This window comes from Streptomyces phaeofaciens, from assembly GCF_014648915.1.
Classification (GTDB): Bacteria; Actinomycetota; Actinomycetes; order Streptomycetales; family Streptomycetaceae; genus Streptomyces; species Streptomyces phaeofaciens.
The window spans coordinates 240546-258264 of the sequence record NZ_BMSA01000013.1; the positions used below are offsets into that span (position 1 = coordinate 240546).

General features: G+C 70.8%; 15 protein-coding genes, 2 tRNA genes and 1 pseudogene. 10 read left to right on the top strand and 8 right to left on the bottom strand.

Features of this window, described 5'->3' with window-relative positions:
- Window positions 1-22: 22 nt before the first annotated feature.
- Window positions 23-1000: a helix-turn-helix transcriptional regulator gene (locus IE275_RS22890; RefSeq protein WP_189713225.1), complete on the top strand. Its 978-nt coding sequence runs from the start codon at window positions 23-25 to the stop codon at window positions 998-1000.
- Between the two features lie 78 nt (window positions 1001-1078).
- On the opposite strand, the gene IE275_RS22895 is transcribed toward IE275_RS22890, so the two are convergent.
- Together IE275_RS22895 and IE275_RS22900 are read right to left on the bottom strand one after the other, a co-directional pair.
- Window positions 1079-1834, bottom strand: coding sequence for a TetR family transcriptional regulator (locus tag IE275_RS22895; RefSeq protein WP_189713254.1), 756 nt, complete (start codon window positions 1832-1834; stop codon window positions 1079-1081).
- 740 nt (window positions 1835-2574) lie between these two features.
- Complete coding sequence (locus tag IE275_RS22900) at window positions 2575-3573, bottom strand: sigma-70 family RNA polymerase sigma factor (protein WP_189713226.1); 999 nt, start codon at window positions 3571-3573, stop codon at window positions 2575-2577.
- 202 nt (window positions 3574-3775) lie between these two features.
- On the opposite strand from IE275_RS22900, the gene IE275_RS22905 reads away from it, so the two are divergent.
- On the top strand, window positions 3776-4294 hold the full coding sequence (locus IE275_RS22905; RefSeq protein ID WP_189713227.1) for a GNAT family N-acetyltransferase: 519 nt from the start codon (window positions 3776-3778) through the stop codon (window positions 4292-4294).
- 129 nt (window positions 4295-4423) lie between these two features.
- Here the strand turns inward: IE275_RS22905 and IE275_RS22910 are convergent, their stop codons facing one another.
- The gene (locus IE275_RS22910) at window positions 4424-5227 is read right to left on the bottom strand and encodes a dioxygenase family protein (protein WP_189713228.1); all 804 of its coding nucleotides are present in this window, start codon (window positions 5225-5227) and stop codon (window positions 4424-4426) included.
- Window positions 5228-5380: 153 nt separating this feature from the next.
- Here IE275_RS22910 and IE275_RS22915 point away from each other — a divergent pair, with 153 nt between their 5' ends.
- Window positions 5381-5890, top strand: coding sequence for a MarR family winged helix-turn-helix transcriptional regulator (locus tag IE275_RS22915; RefSeq protein WP_189713229.1), 510 nt, complete (start codon window positions 5381-5383; stop codon window positions 5888-5890).
- Window positions 5891-5956: 66 nt separating this feature from the next.
- Here the strand turns inward: IE275_RS22915 and IE275_RS22920 are convergent, their stop codons facing one another.
- Together IE275_RS22920 and IE275_RS22925 are read right to left on the bottom strand one after the other, a co-directional pair.
- Window positions 5957-7498, bottom strand: a complete 1542-nt coding sequence (locus tag IE275_RS22920; protein WP_189713230.1) for an MFS transporter — start codon at window positions 7496-7498, stop codon at window positions 5957-5959.
- A gap of 172 nt (window positions 7499-7670) precedes the next feature.
- Window positions 7671-8324 carry a TetR/AcrR family transcriptional regulator gene (locus IE275_RS22925; RefSeq protein ID WP_229870448.1) on the bottom strand — a complete coding sequence of 218 codons (654 nt, stop codon included), beginning with the start codon at window positions 8322-8324 and terminating at the stop codon, window positions 7671-7673.
- Between the two features lie 366 nt (window positions 8325-8690).
- Between IE275_RS22925 and IE275_RS22930 the strand changes: the two genes are divergently transcribed.
- The 3 genes from IE275_RS22930 (at window position 8691) to IE275_RS22940 (ending at window position 11986) form a co-directional block, all read left to right on the top strand.
- A complete protein-coding gene (locus tag IE275_RS22930; RefSeq protein WP_189713232.1) occupies window positions 8691-10019 on the top strand; it encodes a M6 family metalloprotease domain-containing protein in 1329 nt (442 codons plus the stop codon).
- Between the two features lie 228 nt (window positions 10020-10247).
- Window positions 10248-11846: an IclR family transcriptional regulator domain-containing protein gene (locus tag IE275_RS22935; RefSeq protein WP_189713233.1), complete on the top strand. Its 1599-nt coding sequence runs from the start codon at window positions 10248-10250 to the stop codon at window positions 11844-11846.
- A gap of 64 nt (window positions 11847-11910) precedes the next feature.
- Window positions 11911-11986: transfer RNA gene (locus IE275_RS22940), tRNA-Arg, on the top strand.
- Window positions 11987-12060: 74 nt separating this feature from the next.
- Here the strand turns inward: IE275_RS22940 and IE275_RS22945 are convergent.
- Window positions 12061-12293, bottom strand: a pseudogene (locus IE275_RS22945) (tyrosine-type recombinase/integrase); the annotation flags it as partial.
- Window positions 12294-12854: 561 nt separating this feature from the next.
- Here IE275_RS22945 and IE275_RS22950 point away from each other — a divergent pair.
- A complete protein-coding gene (locus tag IE275_RS22950) occupies window positions 12855-13091 on the top strand; it encodes a hypothetical protein (RefSeq protein ID WP_189713234.1) in 237 nt (78 codons plus the stop codon).
- 1117 nt (window positions 13092-14208) lie between these two features.
- Window positions 14209-14277: transfer RNA gene (locus tag IE275_RS22955), tRNA-OTHER, on the top strand.
- Between the two features lie 378 nt (window positions 14278-14655).
- Here the strand turns inward: IE275_RS22955 and IE275_RS22960 are convergent.
- Window positions 14656-15195: a glycoside hydrolase family 113 protein gene (locus IE275_RS22960; protein WP_189713235.1), complete on the bottom strand. Its 540-nt coding sequence runs from the start codon at window positions 15193-15195 to the stop codon at window positions 14656-14658.
- 390 nt (window positions 15196-15585) lie between these two features.
- On the opposite strand from IE275_RS22960, the gene IE275_RS22965 reads away from it, so the two are divergent.
- On the top strand, window positions 15586-15723 hold the full coding sequence (locus IE275_RS22965; protein ID WP_189713236.1) for a hypothetical protein: 138 nt from the start codon (window positions 15586-15588) through the stop codon (window positions 15721-15723).
- Between the two features lie 107 nt (window positions 15724-15830).
- Window positions 15831-16466: a hypothetical protein gene (locus IE275_RS46020; RefSeq protein WP_229870449.1), complete on the top strand. Its 636-nt coding sequence runs from the start codon at window positions 15831-15833 to the stop codon at window positions 16464-16466.
- Window positions 16467-16531: 65 nt separating this feature from the next.
- On the opposite strand, the gene IE275_RS22975 is transcribed toward IE275_RS46020, so the two are convergent.
- Window positions 16532-17329 carry a bestrophin-like domain gene (locus IE275_RS22975; protein WP_189713237.1) on the bottom strand — a complete coding sequence of 266 codons (798 nt, stop codon included), beginning with the start codon at window positions 17327-17329 and terminating at the stop codon, window positions 16532-16534.
- Window positions 17330-17719 lie beyond the last annotated feature (390 nt).

Here is a 17719-nt window from a genome sequence, read left to right on the forward strand (position 1 = left end):
AGTGGTGCGGCATCCTCGAATTATGACGACGGACACCCCGGCTCGGCTGCTCCAGCTTCTCTCCCTCCTCCAGACGCCCCGCGAATGGCCCGGCGGCGAGCTCGCCGGGCGGCTCGGCGTGTCCCGCCGTACGGTGCGGCGGGACATCGACCGGCTGCGCGAACTGGGCTATCCCGTCCAGGCGACCAAGGGCTCGGACGGCGGGTACCGCCTGGTCGCGGGCAAGGCGATGCCGCCGCTGGTGCTCGACGACGAGGAGGCGGTGGCGATCGCGGTCGGCCTGCGCGCGGGCGCCGGGCACGCGCTCGAGGGCGTGGACGAGGCGTCGGTGCGCGCGCTGGCCAAACTGGAACAGGTGCTGCCGGCCCGCCTCCGCCACCGCGTCTCCACCCTCCAGGCCGCCACCACACCCCTGACCAGCGGCGACGGCGCGAGCATCGCCCCCGAGACGCTGACCGTCATGGCGTCGACGGTGGCCGGCCAGGAGCGGCTGCGGTTCGCCTACCGCGCGAAGGACGGCACCGAGTCCCGCCGCCTCACCGAGCCGTACCGGCTGGTGTCCACGGGCCGGCGCTGGTACCTCGTGGCCTACGACCTCGACCGCGCCGACTGGCGCACGTTCCGCGTCGACCGCGTGAGCGACCCGTTCGCCACCGGCGCCCGGTTCACCCCCCGCGAGCTGCCCAACGGGAGCGCGGCCGAATACCTGCGGCAGTCGATCCACCGACGGCCGGAAGCGTACGAGTACGAGTACGACGTCACCTTCGCGGCACCGGCGGACTGGGTGGCCGCACGGCTCCCCGCATGGCTGGGGCAGCCCGAGGAGACCGGCGACGGCGGCTGCCGGCTGCGCGCGACGACCAGTGATCCGGTGGAGTGGATCGCGATGCGGATGGCGCTGGTGGGGTGCGAGTTCTCCGTGCGGGGGCCGGGGGAACTGGTGGAGCGCGTGCAGGAGTTGGGCGGACGGTTGGCGCGGGCCGGGGACGGCCGGAAGTAGCCGGGGCCGCGCCCTGTGGTGAGGGGCGCGGGGGTGCAGGGCGCACCCCCGGGGCGCGTCCGGGGCCGGTCCGGGAGCCTAGGGCCCGTCCGGCGGTTCGTGCTCGCCCCACGCGAACCCGCGCAGGGCCCGCAGATTGCGCAGCGCCAGTTCCGCCGGGCCCTCCGGTCCGGTGGGAGGGGTGTCGGTGGCGGCCCAGCTCTCCACGGCGACCCGGACGGCGGCGCTGACCACGGCCGCGGTGAAAAGCTGGTGCGGCCCGATCCGCGCCTGCCCTGTCCGGCCCACGACGTCTTCGCCGCGCCCGATCCGCTCCGGCCCGAGCCGCGCTCCCACCTCCCGCGACGCCGGCCGCTCCGAAGCCCCGCCCTCCGGAATCCGGTCCTCCGAAGCCTCGTCCTCCGAAACCCCGTGCCCCGAAGCCCCGTGTTCCGCTCCCGCCCGCTCCACGAGCACCTCCGCCAGCGCGACCTCCGAGGTGTGGCAGACCTCGGCCCACACCTTGCCCAGCGCCGGGCTGGCCCCCGCCAGCCGGATCAGGGTGCGGACCCATTCCCAGGACGCCGCCGACACCGCACGACCCGGGACCAGGGTGTGCCGTACGGCATGCTCCAGCGCCTCCGGCACAGGAAGCTCGGCCGGGGCCTCGCGGACCGCCTGCGCCCAGCGCTGGGCGCCCGCCGAGTAGAGCGGGGCGACGGCCTCCTCCTTGGTCGCGAAGTACCGGTAGAAGGTGCGGGGGGCGATGCCCGCCGCGTGGGCGATGTCCTCGGCCCGGGTGGCCTTCAGGCCGCGGCCGACGAAGAGACCGGCCGCTGCCCGGGCGATCTCCATCCGGGTGGCCGCTTTGCGCCGCTCGGTCAGCGAAGCCGATGCGGGGGTGGAGCTGATCACGTCGGCAGGCTATGCCCATGTGGCACAATCTGCCATCCGGGCGGGCCACCCCGTGGTTCAGGTACGGGGTGCCCCGCTCTCCCCTGCGCACTCGCACGTTGCCCACGTTTCCGAACGCAATCCGCCCCCGGAACACACACGGCACCCCGGAATCCGACGGAGAACCCCCTCGCTCCCGCGCCCCCGCACCCGCCCCGCGCACAAGAGCGAGCCGGGCCCCGGCGCCCAGGGGGAGGGGCGCCGAAGCCCGACTCGGGGAAGGTCCCGGCGCCGGGGGGGATGTGCGACGGGACGTGGCTCTGTGGCTGCGGAACTCGGACGACTCAGGGACTCAGGGGCTCTGATCGCTGGAGGGCTCTGGGGCTCGGACGACTCAGGGACTCCGGGGCTGGGGAACGCAGGGTCGGACAGATCTCACCGTGCGGGCTTCAAAGGTCCGAATGGTCCGAACTCCCGTGCCCTGAAGTCATGTTCCCCCCACCCCCATGGGTTGAAGCGGCGTTGTATCGCCATGTTTGCGCGGGCTTTCGCCACCTGGCGCACGCGGGCGGAAACGGCCGGCCGAACCGGCCGAACCCGCCCCTGCACCACCGCCCGACACCACCGTGCCGGCGTCAACTCCCGGCACGGCGCAGCCGCCCCGCACGACACCCTGTCACCGCCCCACGCGGCGCGGCGTGTTACGCCGCCGCTTCGAACCCCGTGTCCCGTGCCAGCTTCTTCAGCTCCAGCAGCGCGTGCTTCTCGATCTGCCGGATGCGCTCGCGGGTCAGTCCGTGCTGCTTGCCGACCTCGGTGAGCGTGCGCTCGCGGCCGTCGTCGATGCCGTACCGCATCTTGATGATGGAGGCGGTGCGGGGGTCGAGACGGTCGATGAGACCGTCGAGTTCCTCGCTGCGCAGCAGCGTGAGGACGGACTGCTCGGGCGAGACCGCGGACGTGTCCTCGAGCAGGTCGCCGAACTGCGTCTCTCCCTCGTCGTCGACCGGCATGTTGAGGGAGACCGGGTCACGGGCCCAGTCCAGCACGTCGGTGACGCGCTCCGGCGTGGAGCCGAGTTCCGCGGCGATCTCCGCGGGCTCGGGCTCACGGCCGTGCTCCCGGTTGAACTCGCGCTGGACGCGGCGGATCCGGCCCAGCTCCTCCACGAGGTGGACGGGCAGCCGGATGGTGCGCGACTGGTCCGCGATGGAGCGGGTGATCGCCTGGCGGATCCACCAGGTGGCGTACGTGGAGAACTTGAAGCCCTTGCGGTAGTCGAACTTCTCGACCGCGCGCACCAGTCCGGCGTTGCCCTCCTGGATCAGGTCGAGGAGCGGCAGTCCACTGCGGGGGTAGCGGCGGGCGACCGCGACGACCAGCCGGAGGTTGGAGCGGATGAAGACGTCCTTGGCCCGCTCACCGGCGGCGAACAGCTCTTCCAGCTCGGCGCGGGTCGCGTCGGCCTTGGACTCCTCGGATCCGTCCAGCACCTGCCGCGCGAACACACCCGCCTCGATGATCTGGGACAGCTCGACCTCCTTGGCGGCGTCGAGCAGCGGTGTGCGCGCAATCTCGTCGAGGTACATGCCGACCAGATCGCGGTCGGCGATTTCGCCGCCGTGGACGCGAACACTGCTTGCCGCGTCGGCCGTCTCGCCGGTGGCGGACTTACGACGGGCGACGGCACGGGTTGCCATGCGTGCTCCCTTGCGATGGTGGGTCAGCGGGTGGTCCGTGGGCACCGAGCACTCGCTCAGCTCGCCCCGGACTCTCACCGGGACTCTGCTCGGGTGCCCTGCATCCGATGGAAACAACGACTGGAATCAGGACAGAATTCCCAACCCGCACCCCGATTTTTCTGATCATGCAGTACCCTGTCCGGCCACACGAGGAGGCAGGATGGCGCCAGAACGTACAGAGCTGCAGGTCAGGCCAGGAGTCGAGGCCGATCTCGACGCCCTCACCGACCTCTACAACCACTACGTACGTGAGACGCCCATCACCTTTGATACCGCGGTTCTCACTACGGAAGAGCGCCGCCCTTGGCTGCTCTCCCACCTTGAAGACGGCCCGTACCGGCTGAAGGTTGCCGTCGACGCGGACTCACAGGAAATCCTGGGGTACGCCACATCCAGCCCTCACCGGCCGAAGGCCGCCTACGCGACCTCGGTCGAGGTGTCGGTCTACCTCCGCCCGGACGCCGGCGGCCGCGGCATCGGCACGCTCCTCTACGAGGCGCTCTTCGAGGCGCTGGCCGGTGAGGACGTGCACCGGGCGTACGCGGGCGTGGCCCAGCCCAACGAAGCCTCCGTGCGCCTGCACGAACGCTTCGGCTTCCGGTACGTCGGCACCTACCGCGAGGTGGGCCGGAAGTTCGACCGCTACTGGGACGTCGCCTGGTACGAGAAGGAGCTGTGACCCACAGCCGACCGTGACCGTCACCCCCTCCCCCGGACGACGGGGACGCTCAACCCCCCGGTCCGCGGGAGACATCCACCTCCCCCGGACCGCGGGCGCCGTCCGACTCCCCGGTTCCGCGGGCGACATTCAGCCGAACTGCACCGACCGCTTCGCCAGCCCCATCCAGAACCCGTCGATCACCGACCTCTGCGCGTCCAGCTCGCCGGACATCTCCGCCGCGCCCATGGTCACGAAGAGCGGCGCGAAGTGCTCGGTGCGCGGGTGGGCGTACCGGCCGGCCGGCGCCTTGTGGAGGAAGTCGAGCAGGGAGTCCCAGTCACGGGCCTCCATGGCGCGCCGGCCCCAGTCGTCGAACTCCACCGACCAGCTGGGCACCCCGCCCTGGCGCAGGGCGGCGAGGTTGTGGGTGAAGAACCCGGAGCCGACGATCAGGACGCCCTCGTCGCGCAGGGGCGCGAGCTTGCGGCCGATCTCCATGAGCCGGACGGGGTCGAGGGTCGGCATGGAGATCTGCAGGACGGGGATGTCGGCGGCCGGGAACATCTCGACGAGCGGCACGTACGCGCCGTGGTCCAGGCCGCGGTCGGGGATGTCCTGGACGGGTGCCCCGGGGGCGCGCAGCAGCTTGCGGACGCTCTCGGCCAGCGCGGGCGCGCCCGGGGCGCCGTACTTCACCTGGTAGTAGTGCTCGGGGAAGCCCCAGAAGTCGTAGACCAGGGGGACGGGGTCGACGGCGCCGAGGGCGAGCGGGGCCTCCTCCCAGTGGGCGGAGACCATGAGGATCGCCTTGGGGCGGGGCAGGCCGGCGGACCAGGCGGCGAGCTCGCCCGGCCAGATCGGGTCGTCCGCGAGCGGCGGAGCGCCATGGCTGAGGTACAGGGCGGGCATGCGCTCCTGCGGAACGGCGCGTTCCTGGGTGGCGGCGGACATGGCGGTGACTCCCTCCGGCGGCTCGGCCCCTCGCTCCGGGGCCGGCACTCGACAGCTTGCTCGACAGCTTGCTTGAAATCTAAAACGTCAACGCTCCACAGAATATGCCCCATTTGTTTAAAATTCAAGGAGCAGGCCCTTACAGTGGAGTACATGAAGAAGGCATCCACCCCCGCCGAAGAGCTCCGATGGCTCACCGACGAGGAGCAGAGCGTCTGGCGCTCCTACGTGCACGCGACCACGCTCCTCGAGGACCACATGGACCGCCAGCTCCAGCGGGATGCGGGCATGCCCCACGTCTACTACGGCCTCCTGGTGAAGCTCGCCGACGCCCCGCGCCGCCGGCTGCGGATGACCGAGCTGGCCATGCACGCCAAGATCACCCGTTCCCGGCTCTCCCACGCGATCGCCCGTCTGGAGAAGAACGGCTGGGTGCGGCGCGAGGACTGTCCCTCCGACAAACGCGGACAGTTCGCGGTCCTGACCGAGCAGGGCCTGGAGGTGCTCGCCCGCTCCGCGCCGGGGCACGTCACCGCCGTACGCAACGCGGTCTTCGACCGGCTCAGCTCCGAACAGCAGAAGTCCCTCGGCGAGATCATGCAGATCATCGCCGAGGGACTTCAGCCGAACGAAGCGGGTGCGGACCTTCCCTGGCTCCGCTAGGACAACCTGTCCTGGTAAGGCCCAGTCGTCACGCACGTCACGCGTGTCACGCGCGTCCCGGGTGGGTCAGTGGGCGACCACCGGGACCGGCATGGCGTCCTCGGCGTCCCGCTCGCCCGAGCCCGCCACCGGGCCCATGTCCGGGCGGCCGGCGTTGACCAGGGTGAAGGCGATCGTGGCGGCGACCACCAGGATGCCGACGGCGAACCAGATCGCGCTGGTGTAGCCCTCGACCATGCCCTCCAGCTGCACCAGCTGCTGCTGCGGCTTGGAGGAGGCCGACGCGATGTGGTCCTTGATGTACGACGTCGTCGCGGACGCGGCGATCGTGTTCAGCAGGGCGGTGCCGATCGCGCCGCCCACCTGCTGCGAGGTGTTGACCATCGCGGAGGCGACACCGGCATCACGCGGCTCGATGCCGTACGTGGCCAGGGACATGGCCGGCATGAACGCCGTACCCATGCCGAGACCGAGCAGCAGCATCGCCGGCAGCAGCAGGGCCGCGTACGAGGAGCCGATCTCCAGACGGGTCAGCAGCAGCATGCCGAGCGCGGCGACCAGGAAGCCCGGGCCCATCAGCAGCCGCGGGGCGACCCGGGTCATCAGCCGGGTGCCGATCTGGGTGGACCCCGTGATCATGCCCACGATCATCGGCAGGAACGCGAAGCCGGTCTTGACCGGGGAGTAGCCCTTCACGATCTGGAGGTAGTAGGTCAGGAAGAGGAACAGACCGAACATCGCGATGATCGCGAGGCCGAGGGAGAGGTAGATTCCGCCGCGGTTGCGCTCGGTGATCACCCGCAGCGGCAGCAGCGGGGCCTTGACCTTCGACTCGACGATCACGAACGCGGCCAGCAGCACCGCCGAGGCGACGAACATGCCGACGGTCAGGGAGTCGCTCCAGCCGTTCGACTCGGCGCGGGTGAAGCCGTAGACCAGGGCGACCAGACCGAGGGTGGACAGGATGACGCCCGGGATGTCGAGAGCGGAACGGTTGCGGCCGCCCTGCGGCTCACGGATGACGAAGTACGCACCGGCCGCGGCGACGATCGCGAACGGGATGTTGACGAAGAACGTCCAGCGCCAGTCCAGGTACTCGGTGAGGAACCCGCCGAGGATCAGACCGACAGCGCCGCCACCACCGGCGATCGCGCCGTAGATGCCGAACGCCTTGGCACGCTCCTTGGCGTCCGTGAACATCACGGCGAGCAGGGAGAGCGCGGCGGGCGCGAGGAGCGCGCCGAACGCGCCCTGGAGCGCGCGGGCGCCGAACATCATCGCCTCGTTGGTGGCCGCGCCACCGAGCGCGGAGGCCGCGGCGAAGCCGCCGAGACCGGTCACGAAGGCACGCTTACGGCCCCACAGGTCGGCGATCCGGCCGCCGAAGAGCAGCAGGCCACCGAAGGCGAGGGCGTAGGCGGTGACGATCCACTGCCGGTTGCCGTCGGAGATGCCCAGGTCCAGCTGGGCGGAGGGCATCGCGATGTTCACGATGGTCGCGTCGAGCACGACCATCAGCTGGGCGATGGCGATGAAGGCCAGGGCTTTCCAGCGGTTGGCGTCCGGGACGCCGGTCGTGCCGGGAGCCTTCTGGGCTGTTTGAGACATGGAGGTACCCACTTCAGGACTTCGTGACGGAAAAAGAGCGTGAAAGGGGGCGGAGGGTCGTCGTCGACCGCCGCTGGCAACTGACTGACTGACGGGCTGGCTGGCTGGCTGGCTGGCTGGCTACTGACTAAGAACTGACTGGCTGACCGACTGCTACGGAGTCAACGGCTGTTCACTGGGCCTGACGCAGATCCTCCATGGTCACGGCGGTGCCTGGCAGGGTGGAGCGGGCCGGGGCCCGCAGCCCGTCCAGGAAAAGTTGGAGGTGGCGGTGGACGAACCGGTCGGCACTCAGGCACGGCGTACCCGCCGGGGGCCGGCTGAGCTGGGCCACCGCGATCATCAGGTCACCCACGCCGACGTCCGGCCGGAGCTGCCCGGCCTGCTTGGCGCGGTTCATGACCTCCTCGATGATCCGCTCGGCACGTTCGCGCGCGGCCTCCAGGTCGGGGTGGTGCTGGTCGAAGGTGCTGGCGACCATCGGGCACAGCGCGCTGATCCGCTCGTCGGCGGCGGCGTGCACGAATCGCTCCAGCGCCCCGAACGCGTCGCCGGACTCGGCGAGCGCGAGCTGACCGGCCTGGACCGTACGGTCCAGCACCGAGCAGACGACCTCGCGGACGAGCGCGTCGCGGTCGGGAAAGTTGCGGTACACCGTGGCGTTGCCGACGCCGGCCCGGCGGGCGATGTCGTCGAGCGGCACGTCCGGGCCGAGCTCAACGAACATCTCGCGGGCGGCGGTGACGATCCGCTCCCGATTGCGCAGAGCGTCGGCGCGGGGCCGGGGTGCCTTGCGCACTGCGGGTGTCGCGGTCGCGGTCTGCACGGCGTACTCCTTGGCTCGGACGGATGGACGGCGATCCGGGGAAGGCGTCCCCGTTTCACTCGGACACATGGCTAAACGGGGAGGGGGTCCCCGGTTATTTCCCGGACGCGGAAGTTTTTCGATGTGACCTGAGTCACATGTCCTGAGCCGGTGCACGCACCTCGGAACGAGCGGGTGCACGCACCCCGGAACGCGCGGGCGCACCCCTATAGCAAGCGGGCGCGCGCACCCCGCGGAGGAGCGGACGCATACCCCCCGGTAACCCACGATCGGCCCTCCCGACGCGCGCCCCCACTCCCCCCGACAGAGGGTGATCGAAAGGGTGCAGTCGGTGACCGGTGGCTGCCTGGAGCGAAAGGCCCCTGCATGCAGCCGCAGCCCCAGCGCCCCGCCCCGGCCCGCGCCGGCGAGCCGCTCCATCGCCGGATACGCTCGCGCCGCGCCGCCGCCCTCGCCGCCGTGACCGCGCTGACCTTCGCGCTCAGCACCTCCGCCGGAACCGGGCACCTCGTGTCACCCGCCGACTCCACGGCGGCCGGCGCCGGCCCCATCTCCCTGGCCCGCTCCTCCGCCCTCGCCCCGTGCATGATCACCGGCGGCGCGACCGTCCAGATGTCCGAGGGCGTCCCCACCCCCGGCGGCTACTCCCGCTCCACCGGCACCGTCCGCGCCCTCACCCTGATGATCGACTTCCCGGACGCGCCCGGCCGGGGCAGCGCGCGATCCCGTTTCCGCGAGTTCTTCCCGCAGACCGAGGAATGGTTCCGCGCCGCGTCCTACGGCCGCCTCGACTACCGCGCCGAGGCCCCGATCCGGCACTGGCTGCGGATGCCGAAGCCGTTCCGCGCCTACGGCATAGAACGCGGCGCGCCCTTCGACCCCGGCTACCGGGAACTCGTCCAGGACATCGTGGCCGCCGCCGACCCGACGGTGGACTTCCGCGCGTACGACCTCCTGAACGTCCTGGTCACCCCGAACGCGGGCCCGTCCGCGCTGGACACCGTCCTGTCGGTGACGTTCGCCGGGAACCGGGAGGCCCCGGTCGCCGACGGCGTGCCGGTCGCCAACGCGTCGTTCGTCTACTCCCGCCAGGACGACGGCTCCGGCTCCTACGACCGCACCGGCTACCGCGTCCTGCCCCACGAGAACGGGCACGTCTTCGGCCTGCCCGACCTCTACACCCAGGAGGGCGGGGGCTCGGTCGGCCACTGGGACATCATGAGCGAGGACTGGGGCGCCAACAACGACCTCCTCGGCTGGCACAAGTGGAAGCTCGGCTGGCTGGACGCGGCCCAGATCGCCTGCGCGGCCCGGCCCGGCACGACGACCGAGTACGCCCTCACCCCGCTCTCCCGCCGCGGCGGCCCGAAACTCGTCTTCGTCCCCACCGGCACCCGCACCGGCTACGCCGTCGAGCTGCGCACCCGCGGCGGCAACGACGAGACGGTCTGCCGCGCCGGGATCCTGATCTACAAGGTCGACGCGAACATCGACACCGGCATGGGCCCGGTGACGGTCTACGACTCCCGCACCGACAGCGGCGGCTGCACCCGCAGCCCCAACGTCCACGCGGAACTCTCCGACGCCCCGTTCACCCCCGGCGAGTCCTTCCGCGACCGGAAACGGGACATCCGCATCTCGGTGATGGGGGCGGACCTCAAGGGCGACTACCGGGTGCGGGTCACTCGGGGATGAGGTTCCCGTAGGGCGGACGGGACCGAACCGGACGGCGGAACGGCGGTAGAGCGGAACGGGGCGATGGGGCGACGGGGGCGACGAGGACGGACGGCTGATCGCCGACGAGAGCCCCGACTACGGTAGACAGACCTCCAGAACGTGCCGAACCTGTCGTACGCGCCAACCCTCCTCCGTATTTACCGAACCCACCTCCGTACTTGCCGAACCCGACCGGAGAACGGACCGATGCCCGCGAAGACCCCGACGACGTCCCCCGCCGCCGCCCCGGAGCCTCCGGTGCCGGTGCCGGTGCCCGCTCCGGCGGAGGCGGTCACGCCGCTGGTGCGCGGGGTAGCGGTGCTGCGGCAGCTGACCACGGCGGGCGGCACGTCGCCCCTGAGCGCGCTCGAACGCTCCACCGGCCTGGCCCGCTCCACCGTGGACCGGGTCGTCGGCACCCTCGTCCGCATGGGGTACGTCCGGATGGACGGCCGGGACGCGATCCTGACCCCCCAGGTGATGGAACTCGGCAACGCCTACCTGGCCGCCCTGCGCCTGCCGTCCCTGCTGGACGCCCGGGCGGACGCGCTCGCCGACGAACTGGACGAATCGGTGTCCCTGGCCGTCGCCGACCGCGACGGCATCCGGTTCATCCACCAGGCGACCCGCCGCCGGGCGATGTCCCTCAGCTTCCGCATCGGCGACCTGCTCCCGGCCGAACGGACCGCGCCGGGCCCCCTGTTCGCGACGGAGTGGACGGACGCCGACTGGACCGCCTGGCACACCCGCCGCGCGACGGCCCCCGAGAACGACGTCTTCCCCGCCGTACCGCCCACCCCGCGGCCGGCCCCGCCCGAGGACTTCGTACGACGGACCGAGCGGGCGGCCGCGGACGGCTGGTCCCTGGACGACCAACTGATCGAGCCGGGACTGGTGGCGGTCTCGGTACCGGTACGGCACCCGGACAGCGGCCGGATCGCCTGCGTGGCGAGCGTCGTGAGCCACACCAGCCGCCACACCGCGGCGGACCTGCGCGACACCCTCCTGCCCCGCCTGCGCCTGGCGGTCACGGCGATGGAGTCCGACCTGCGGCACGCCCCGCCGCACCGGCCGGGACCGCCGCCGGCCGGCCTGGCCCTGTGGACCGGCGCGTCGAAGCAGGAACTCGGCCGCGAGTTCATCGAATCCCTCGCCCGCGGCCTCACCGTCCTGACCGCCTTCGGCGAAGGCCGCACCCACCTGACCCTCTCGGAGGTGGCCAAGGCCACGGGCCTGGCCCGCGCCACGGCCCGCCGCGCCCTGATCACCTACGAACACCTGGGCCTGCTCACCCAGTCCTCCGACCGCGCCTTCACCCTCACCCCGCAAGTCCTCTCCCTGGGCTTCCCGCCCCTGTCCCGCACCTCACTGTCGGCGCTCGCCATGCCCCACCTGTCGTCCCTGGCGGCACGCATCCAGGAGCCGGCCTCCCTGGCGACCCTCACCGACCGCCCCGGCGAGATCCAGTACACGGCCCATGTGGCGGCCCACCACGTCATGAGCGCGGACATCAGGGTGGGGACACGCGTACCGGCGGAGGGAAGAGCGGTGGGAGAGGTGCTTCTGGAGAACCGTCCCCACGCCGTGGTCGACGAGGAACCGGAGGACGGCCTGCGCTCGATCGCGGTCCCCGTCCATGACCGCGCGGGCCGGGTGATCGCCGCCCTGAACACGACGGCACACGCGGCCCGCCGCACGACGGAAGAGTGCGTACGGGACATCCTCCCCGAACTGACCACCACCGCGTCCCACATCGAATCCGACCTCCACACAACCGCCCGCTTCACCCACGTCCCCCCGTCCTGACCCCACACCCCCCACCACCCGAATCCGGTACGCTGACGCCTGTGACCCACACGGTCACGACCCTGCCTTCGTAGCTCAGGGGATAGAGCACCGCTCTCCTAAAGCGGGTGTCGCAGGTTCGAATCCTGCCGGGGGCACCAGGTCAAAGGCCCGCCACCTACGGATTTCCGTAGGTGGCGGGCCTTTGACGGTAGTGGTTGACGGCAGTCGTGTCTCAGGCGGCGGGCAGACGGCGCTTGAGCAGCCGGTCCATGTGGCTGATCGCCTCCCGCCAGGTGTCGTGCACGACGTACGTGTACACGTCCATCGTGATGCCGATCTGGCTGTGCCCCAGGATTTCCATGATGACCCGTGGCGCGACGCCGGCCGGCCGTCAGCAGCGTGGCGCAGCCGTGCCGCCTGTCGCAGCCGGACCACCCGCAACCCTGCGTCAGCCGCCACCCGCGTGGAGGTCGCGGCGGAGGTCTCAACACGGATGGTGCTCACAGGTACGTTCCCATCCACTCCTCTGTACAAGATGCGCCAGGAGGGGCAGCGGCGAACAGTTGGCCGCTGAACGGGGCGTGAGGCACCTGGGCGGGGCCGAGCCCCAGCACCGCGTGGCGCGGTGGCCGGGGGCGGGGCGGACATCGGGCAGGGACACGCCGCACCGCGCCGAACCGGAACCTGACGCACTGGTCACCCGCGCCGACCGACTTGTGCAGAACGTCAAAGTGCGACCCGCGGCTTTGTACACATACGGCTCATGACGAGGCTCCGGGAGAGTCCCCTACTCTGACCTCATACGTCAGGCACTCCTGAACTCACGGGCGACTGACGACAGTTGGGAATCCCCCGGGACCGTGAAAACGGCGTGTCAGGATGCCTGCACGGCGGCTGTCCGGCCCCTTACGTCCCACGATCCGACGCCACGACGCAGCACATCGGTCGCGCCTGCCCGCCCGGAATCCTCACCGGACGCCGGCCGGCAGGCCCCGATCCTCGGAAGGCCCGGCAATGACACTGCACATGGACGGCACCGCAGTCCTGATCCTGCTGGTCGCGACGGCTGCGGCGGTGGCCGTGTACCGCCTCAGGGACCAGGCGGCGACGGGCGGCGGCCCGCATGCACGCGATCTCGTGGGCGCGATCTGCGTCTGGGGGACGGTGGTCGCCGCGTTGGTGGCCCTGTTCGCGTTCTCACCCCCGGCGCCGACGGACGGCGACTCACGGGCGCCGACGCAGACCACGTCCTCCGCCCCGTGAGTTCCGCGGGCCCGCTCGCCGGGGAACCACTGGCTCGTACGCGGCGGTGGCACCCGGGGCGGCCGCTCGTCAGCATGTCCGCCGTCCCCCGCGGCGTGTGCGCGTGCGGGCGACCTCGCGGGCGTCAGGCGTCGGCGGACCGAGCCGGTCGGCAGTCACGGAGGAGCCGATACGGGCTGCATACGGCCGGGAAGGGTCGACCGGGTCACGTGTTGGCCGGCAGACACGGGGTGGCCGCACGGACGAAGCCGGGCGTCACAGCGTCGTAACGACGCTTCGGCCGACGCGGCTTGCTCTGTGCGACGCCATCGGCAGCGTGGCTGAGGCCGGTGGGGGTGCGGCGAGGCACATGCGTGCGTGGTCGGTCGGCGCGCCCGCCGTCGTGGCTGACTGTCGTCGGCTGAGGTCCAGACGGGCCCCGGATCCGCCTGGAGCGATAATCATGCCGCAAAATGAGTGAGTGAAGGGCAGGTCTCGCAAGTCCGCCCCTGGCAGCTGACACCACCGCCTGACACCAACAACCCCGGACGGCAGCGATCAGCGCCGAACCCCGGCGAACCGTCAGCCGAGTACCACGGCGGGTTGACCAACGTCGCCGACCACCGGTGATCGACCTGATAAAGATGAGGCCAACTCGCAAAGATCTGTGTCCCACATGGGCGCCGGCCTCAGCGTTGCATGGTGGCCCGCCAGTTGAGGCGGTACCCAGCCAGTCTTAGAGGCCACCGCGCGTGCTACTGGGGGAAGCAATGAAGCGGTCGATAGGAACGTGGATACGAATCCGGCGTGCGCGGCGACAGCGCTGGGATGCAGACATCATCCGCGCCCTCCAAATCCCCGTCCCAAGGTTCACGCAGGAGCGAGCGCGACAGCTGATCCAGCAGGGGAAGTGGCAGGAAGCGATCACCGAGATCAGGGAAGCGACGGACTACGACCGCCGGGATGCCAGATGCGTCGTGCTCGCCCTGACGTACGGCTGCAAGGTCCCCACCCCGGCCGCCTTCCTTGGACTCAGAGGCGACCAACCCTGAACGTCCCTGACATCCACAGGTGACATCAACAGCACCGGACGTAGACACGTAAGCGCGGCCCGGCACGTACGTCCCGATCGGGCTGGGCCCCTGCCGGGCCGCGCCCGGATCGAACCCCAAAGCGGGTGTCGCAGGTTCGAATCCTGCCGGGGGCACCGGTTCAGAAGGGCTGACATGAACGGCGACCGCACGACGTGCGTGTACACGACCATGGTGATGCTGATCCGGGAGCGCCCGAGGATCTCCATCACGGCGCGGGGCGCGACCCCGGCCGCGGTGAGGAGCGTCGGATGGAAGGGGCGCCGTTCCGGGCCGCGGGCACATCGTGGCAGGCGTGGGGAGGGTGGTGGGTTGAGGGTGCGAGCCAATCTGCCGCTCAGGGGGTGTTCTTGAGCGAGCGGGACCTGTCGGAGTATGAAGAGATGTGGACCACCGAACGGGAACGGTGGGTCCTCTTCCGAAGCGACATGGGATATCTGCCGATGCGCAGGGGTGACCCGCCCATGGCCGAGGTCATCTGTGACGAAGAACTGTCAGACCTCGTAGTGGCGAGGATGCTTGCCGCCGGGGTCCCCGTCGTTGTGGACTTCCAGGACCGTCAAGTCCGTGAGTGATGTCTGGCGTCGACGTCCGACACCGACACCGACACCGCCGGATCGGGCCCGGACGAAGGCGGTGTCCACGCCTTCCTCGGTGAAGACGTCCAACTGCCGTCGCAGGTAGCGGGCTTGTTCGTCTTCGTCGCGGAGGTAGTCGCCGTCGAGGCGGGGCGGGTCCGCGTCGTGGTCGACGACGCCCCACCAGCCGATGCCTCCGCGGGCAGCGGCGCCTCGATAGGTGCAGCAGCCGAATTCGGTCGCCGCGATCGGCTTGCCGTGCTTGAGATACTCGCGCAGGCCCTGGCGGAAGTCGTCGCCGGCATCGCCGTAGGCGTCGGCGCCGACGATGTCGAAACCGCCGCCGGAGCCCGGCCGACCCTGGCAGGCCGATTCCTCGAACGCCTCGGCGACGACCTCGTCCGCTCCGCTGAGAAGCACTGGCGCGACATGGTGGGTGACGGGGTCGAGGAGCACCCGCCGACGATCCACCCGCAGACGATCCACCCACCGACGGAGTAGTACGCGACCTCACCTGCCCAGGCGATGACGGCCTCAGGGACCTCGATGACCGCCCGGCCGATGGTTCGGGAGAAGGAGTCGCTCCGTTAGGGTGCGCCGCATGACCGACGAGGCCCCGACCTGTCCCGAATGCAGTCGGCCCATGAAGTCTGGTGGCCTGGTGCTCACCAGGCGGGAGGACGACGGCCGACGGACCTGCCGGTCGCTGTGGCGGTGTGCCGATCGGCATGTCTGGTGGAGCTGGGCAGACCGGCCGGACGAACCATTGGAGGTCTGCCCGTTCCCGGGGCTGTTCCGCTGACATCCCACGCGGAGAGTCGGTGTCTCTCGCTGTTGGATATGGACATGCCGAAGAGCGATGACTACGCGAGAACCAGCGTGCGACTGACCATGTGGGGCTGCCTTGCCGGCCTGGCCGTGGCCTTGGCCGTCCCGGTGTACATGGTCGTGGCCGTGCTGCTGGGCGGGATGCCGACCCCGTAGACCTGTCGACGGCGAGGCCGGGCAGCTCTCGAAGTTGAGCGCGTACTCCTCTTCACTTGAGTACGCGTACTCAAGTGGCGGCGGTGGCTTGATCGGAGACTTGGCGCATGAGAAGAACCCCTGCCGCGCCCAGCACGGTCACCCGCTCCCCCCGCCGCCTGCGGCCCATGCTCGCGATGGCAGCTCTCGCCGCACTGGCGCTCACCGCCTGCGGCACCGAGAAGCCGGGCGCCGGCGGACCGCAGAACAGCTCCGCCGACATCGCCGGGGTCCGGTCCGGCGCGGCCTTCACAGAGATGCTGGGCGAGGTGGCGCAGCAGTGTCCCCCGAGCGCTTCGCCAAAGGGGCCGCCGACCGGTCCGGCGCGGACCTTGCCGTCCGGGGAGACAGCGCCGAGCGACGCGATCGAGCCGATCGCCCCTACGGCGGGGCCGGAGGTGGAGTTGAACGCTCGCGACTGGTGCGCGAGCAACCTCCATGAGGAGCGAATCTTCCAGGCGCTCCGGGATCTGGCGGATCCCACTCCGACCAAGGTCAGGGCGGTCCTGAACGGCCTCGGCTACATCGACGAGCGCATCCACGGCCTCCGGCAGTCCGGTACGACCACGCGGTTCCTTCTCGACCTGCGCGACCAAGGCGGACGGCTCTGCCTGGACGGCTCGGCGGCCGGCCAGGAGACCGTCGTCGAGAAGTGCGTGGCCCCCGCGACCGGCCCGTTCAAGGCTGGAGAACGGAACGTATGACTGCACGTGGCCGTGCTTACGAGCGGCCTGACCACGGGCGCTGGTGCCGATGCTTTGCCGGACCGTCAGGCGGTGCGGTCGCCGTGGGCGTCGCAGGGGAGGTCGGTGGCGGGGTGGTTCGCGACGAAGTCGCGGGTGGCCTGGCGTTCGGCCTCGGTGATCGCGGTCGGTGACACGTTGATGATGCCGCCGAACGGCCGGTCGACGTCCCGGATGATGACCAGCGTCGCGGTGAGCAGTGCCGTGATCACGGTGAGAGTGATCAGCTGTCCCCGGTTGTTCCTGCGGGGCAGGCAGATGCCGAGCGCCACGACCGTGACGGTCAGGGTCGCGAGCAGGAACCAGAAGATGGCGCCAGGGATGCTCGCGGTCGCCTGGGTGAGGCGTTCCTCGCGTTCGTTGGAGCGGTTGTTGTCGATGGCGACCAGCATCCCGAAGACCGCTTCGCCCTGCATGGCCCGGAAGGTCTGCCGGAAGTCGGTCGACCACACGCTGGGGGCGGTCGAGCCGTAGCCGTCGGCCATGGTGAGCCATTCCTGGTGGCGTACGGCGCGGGCGTAGCAGACGGCTCCGGCCTGGATCTGTGCCCGCTGCACCTCGGGCCCGTATTCAGCGGCCTCGACGAGCTGGTCCACGGCCCGGGCCTCGGCGCGGGAGGCGATCTCGGCCTTCCCGTACGAGCTGGAGGCCGTGACCAGGACGAACGCGAGCAGCAGCACGGTCAGTGTCAGCAGCGGCCCGACGAGGTCCTTGACCGCCATGCCCTCGTCGTCGTCGGCGGTGATCAGCCTCGGCCGCAGGTAACGGTTCGCGGCGAGCCCGGCGAGCAGGGCGAGCACGGCGACGACGATGACGAGGACCACGGACGGCCACCTCCAGGGCTGGTGCGCGGCCCCGAGGGTGGGGCACCGTGATCATGTCCCGCGGTCGGGTGCGGCCAGAACAGCAGAAACGTTCGACCGCCCTCTATCGGGGGACGCCCCTTGCGCCGTAGAGCCCCCTGCGGGCTCCCCGACGTTCCACCACGGCCGCCGTGGGCCGATCATCCACAGCCCGCCCCTGCTACGACGCCGGACGGGGGCGCACACCACCAGCACCCCTGTCCGGCCGTCGCACCACTCGACGACAGCGCCGCATTCCCTGGTCCGGGATGGCTCCTGCCCGGGTGACCGGGGCGGCCGGTTTCGCGGTTCGGCCAGGGCCTTTCTTTCGGATCAGGCCGGCTCCGGTCCACGGGAGTTGTCGGCGCGGCC

Bases quoted from the DNA above. Each gene is read 5' to 3' on its own strand.
- IE275_RS22890 (WP_189713225.1), top strand. From the start codon at position 23: ATGACGACGGACACCCCGGCTCGGCTGCTCCAGCTTCTCTCCCTCCTC.
- IE275_RS22895 (WP_189713254.1), bottom strand. From the start codon at position 1,834: ATGGAGATCGCCCGGGCAGCGGCCGGTCTCTTCGTCGGCCGCGGCCTG.
- IE275_RS22900 (WP_189713226.1), bottom strand. From the start codon at position 3,573: ATGGCAACCCGTGCCGTCGCCCGTCGTAAGTCCGCCACCGGCGAGACG.
- IE275_RS22905 (WP_189713227.1), top strand. From the start codon at position 3,776: ATGGCGCCAGAACGTACAGAGCTGCAGGTCAGGCCAGGAGTCGAGGCC.
- IE275_RS22910 (WP_189713228.1), bottom strand. From the start codon at position 5,227: ATGTCCGCCGCCACCCAGGAACGCGCCGTTCCGCAGGAGCGCATGCCC.
- IE275_RS22915 (WP_189713229.1), top strand. From the start codon at position 5,381: ATGAAGAAGGCATCCACCCCCGCCGAAGAGCTCCGATGGCTCACCGAC.
- IE275_RS22920 (WP_189713230.1), bottom strand. From the start codon at position 7,498: ATGTCTCAAACAGCCCAGAAGGCTCCCGGCACGACCGGCGTCCCGGAC.
- IE275_RS22930 (WP_189713232.1), top strand. From the start codon at position 8,691: ATGCAGCCGCAGCCCCAGCGCCCCGCCCCGGCCCGCGCCGGCGAGCCG.
- IE275_RS22935 (WP_189713233.1), top strand. From the start codon at position 10,248: ATGCCCGCGAAGACCCCGACGACGTCCCCCGCCGCCGCCCCGGAGCCT.
- IE275_RS22950 (WP_189713234.1), top strand. From the start codon at position 12,855: ATGGACGGCACCGCAGTCCTGATCCTGCTGGTCGCGACGGCTGCGGCG.
- IE275_RS22965 (WP_189713236.1), top strand. From the start codon at position 15,586: ATGCCGAAGAGCGATGACTACGCGAGAACCAGCGTGCGACTGACCATG.
- IE275_RS46020 (WP_229870449.1), top strand. From the start codon at position 15,831: ATGAGAAGAACCCCTGCCGCGCCCAGCACGGTCACCCGCTCCCCCCGC.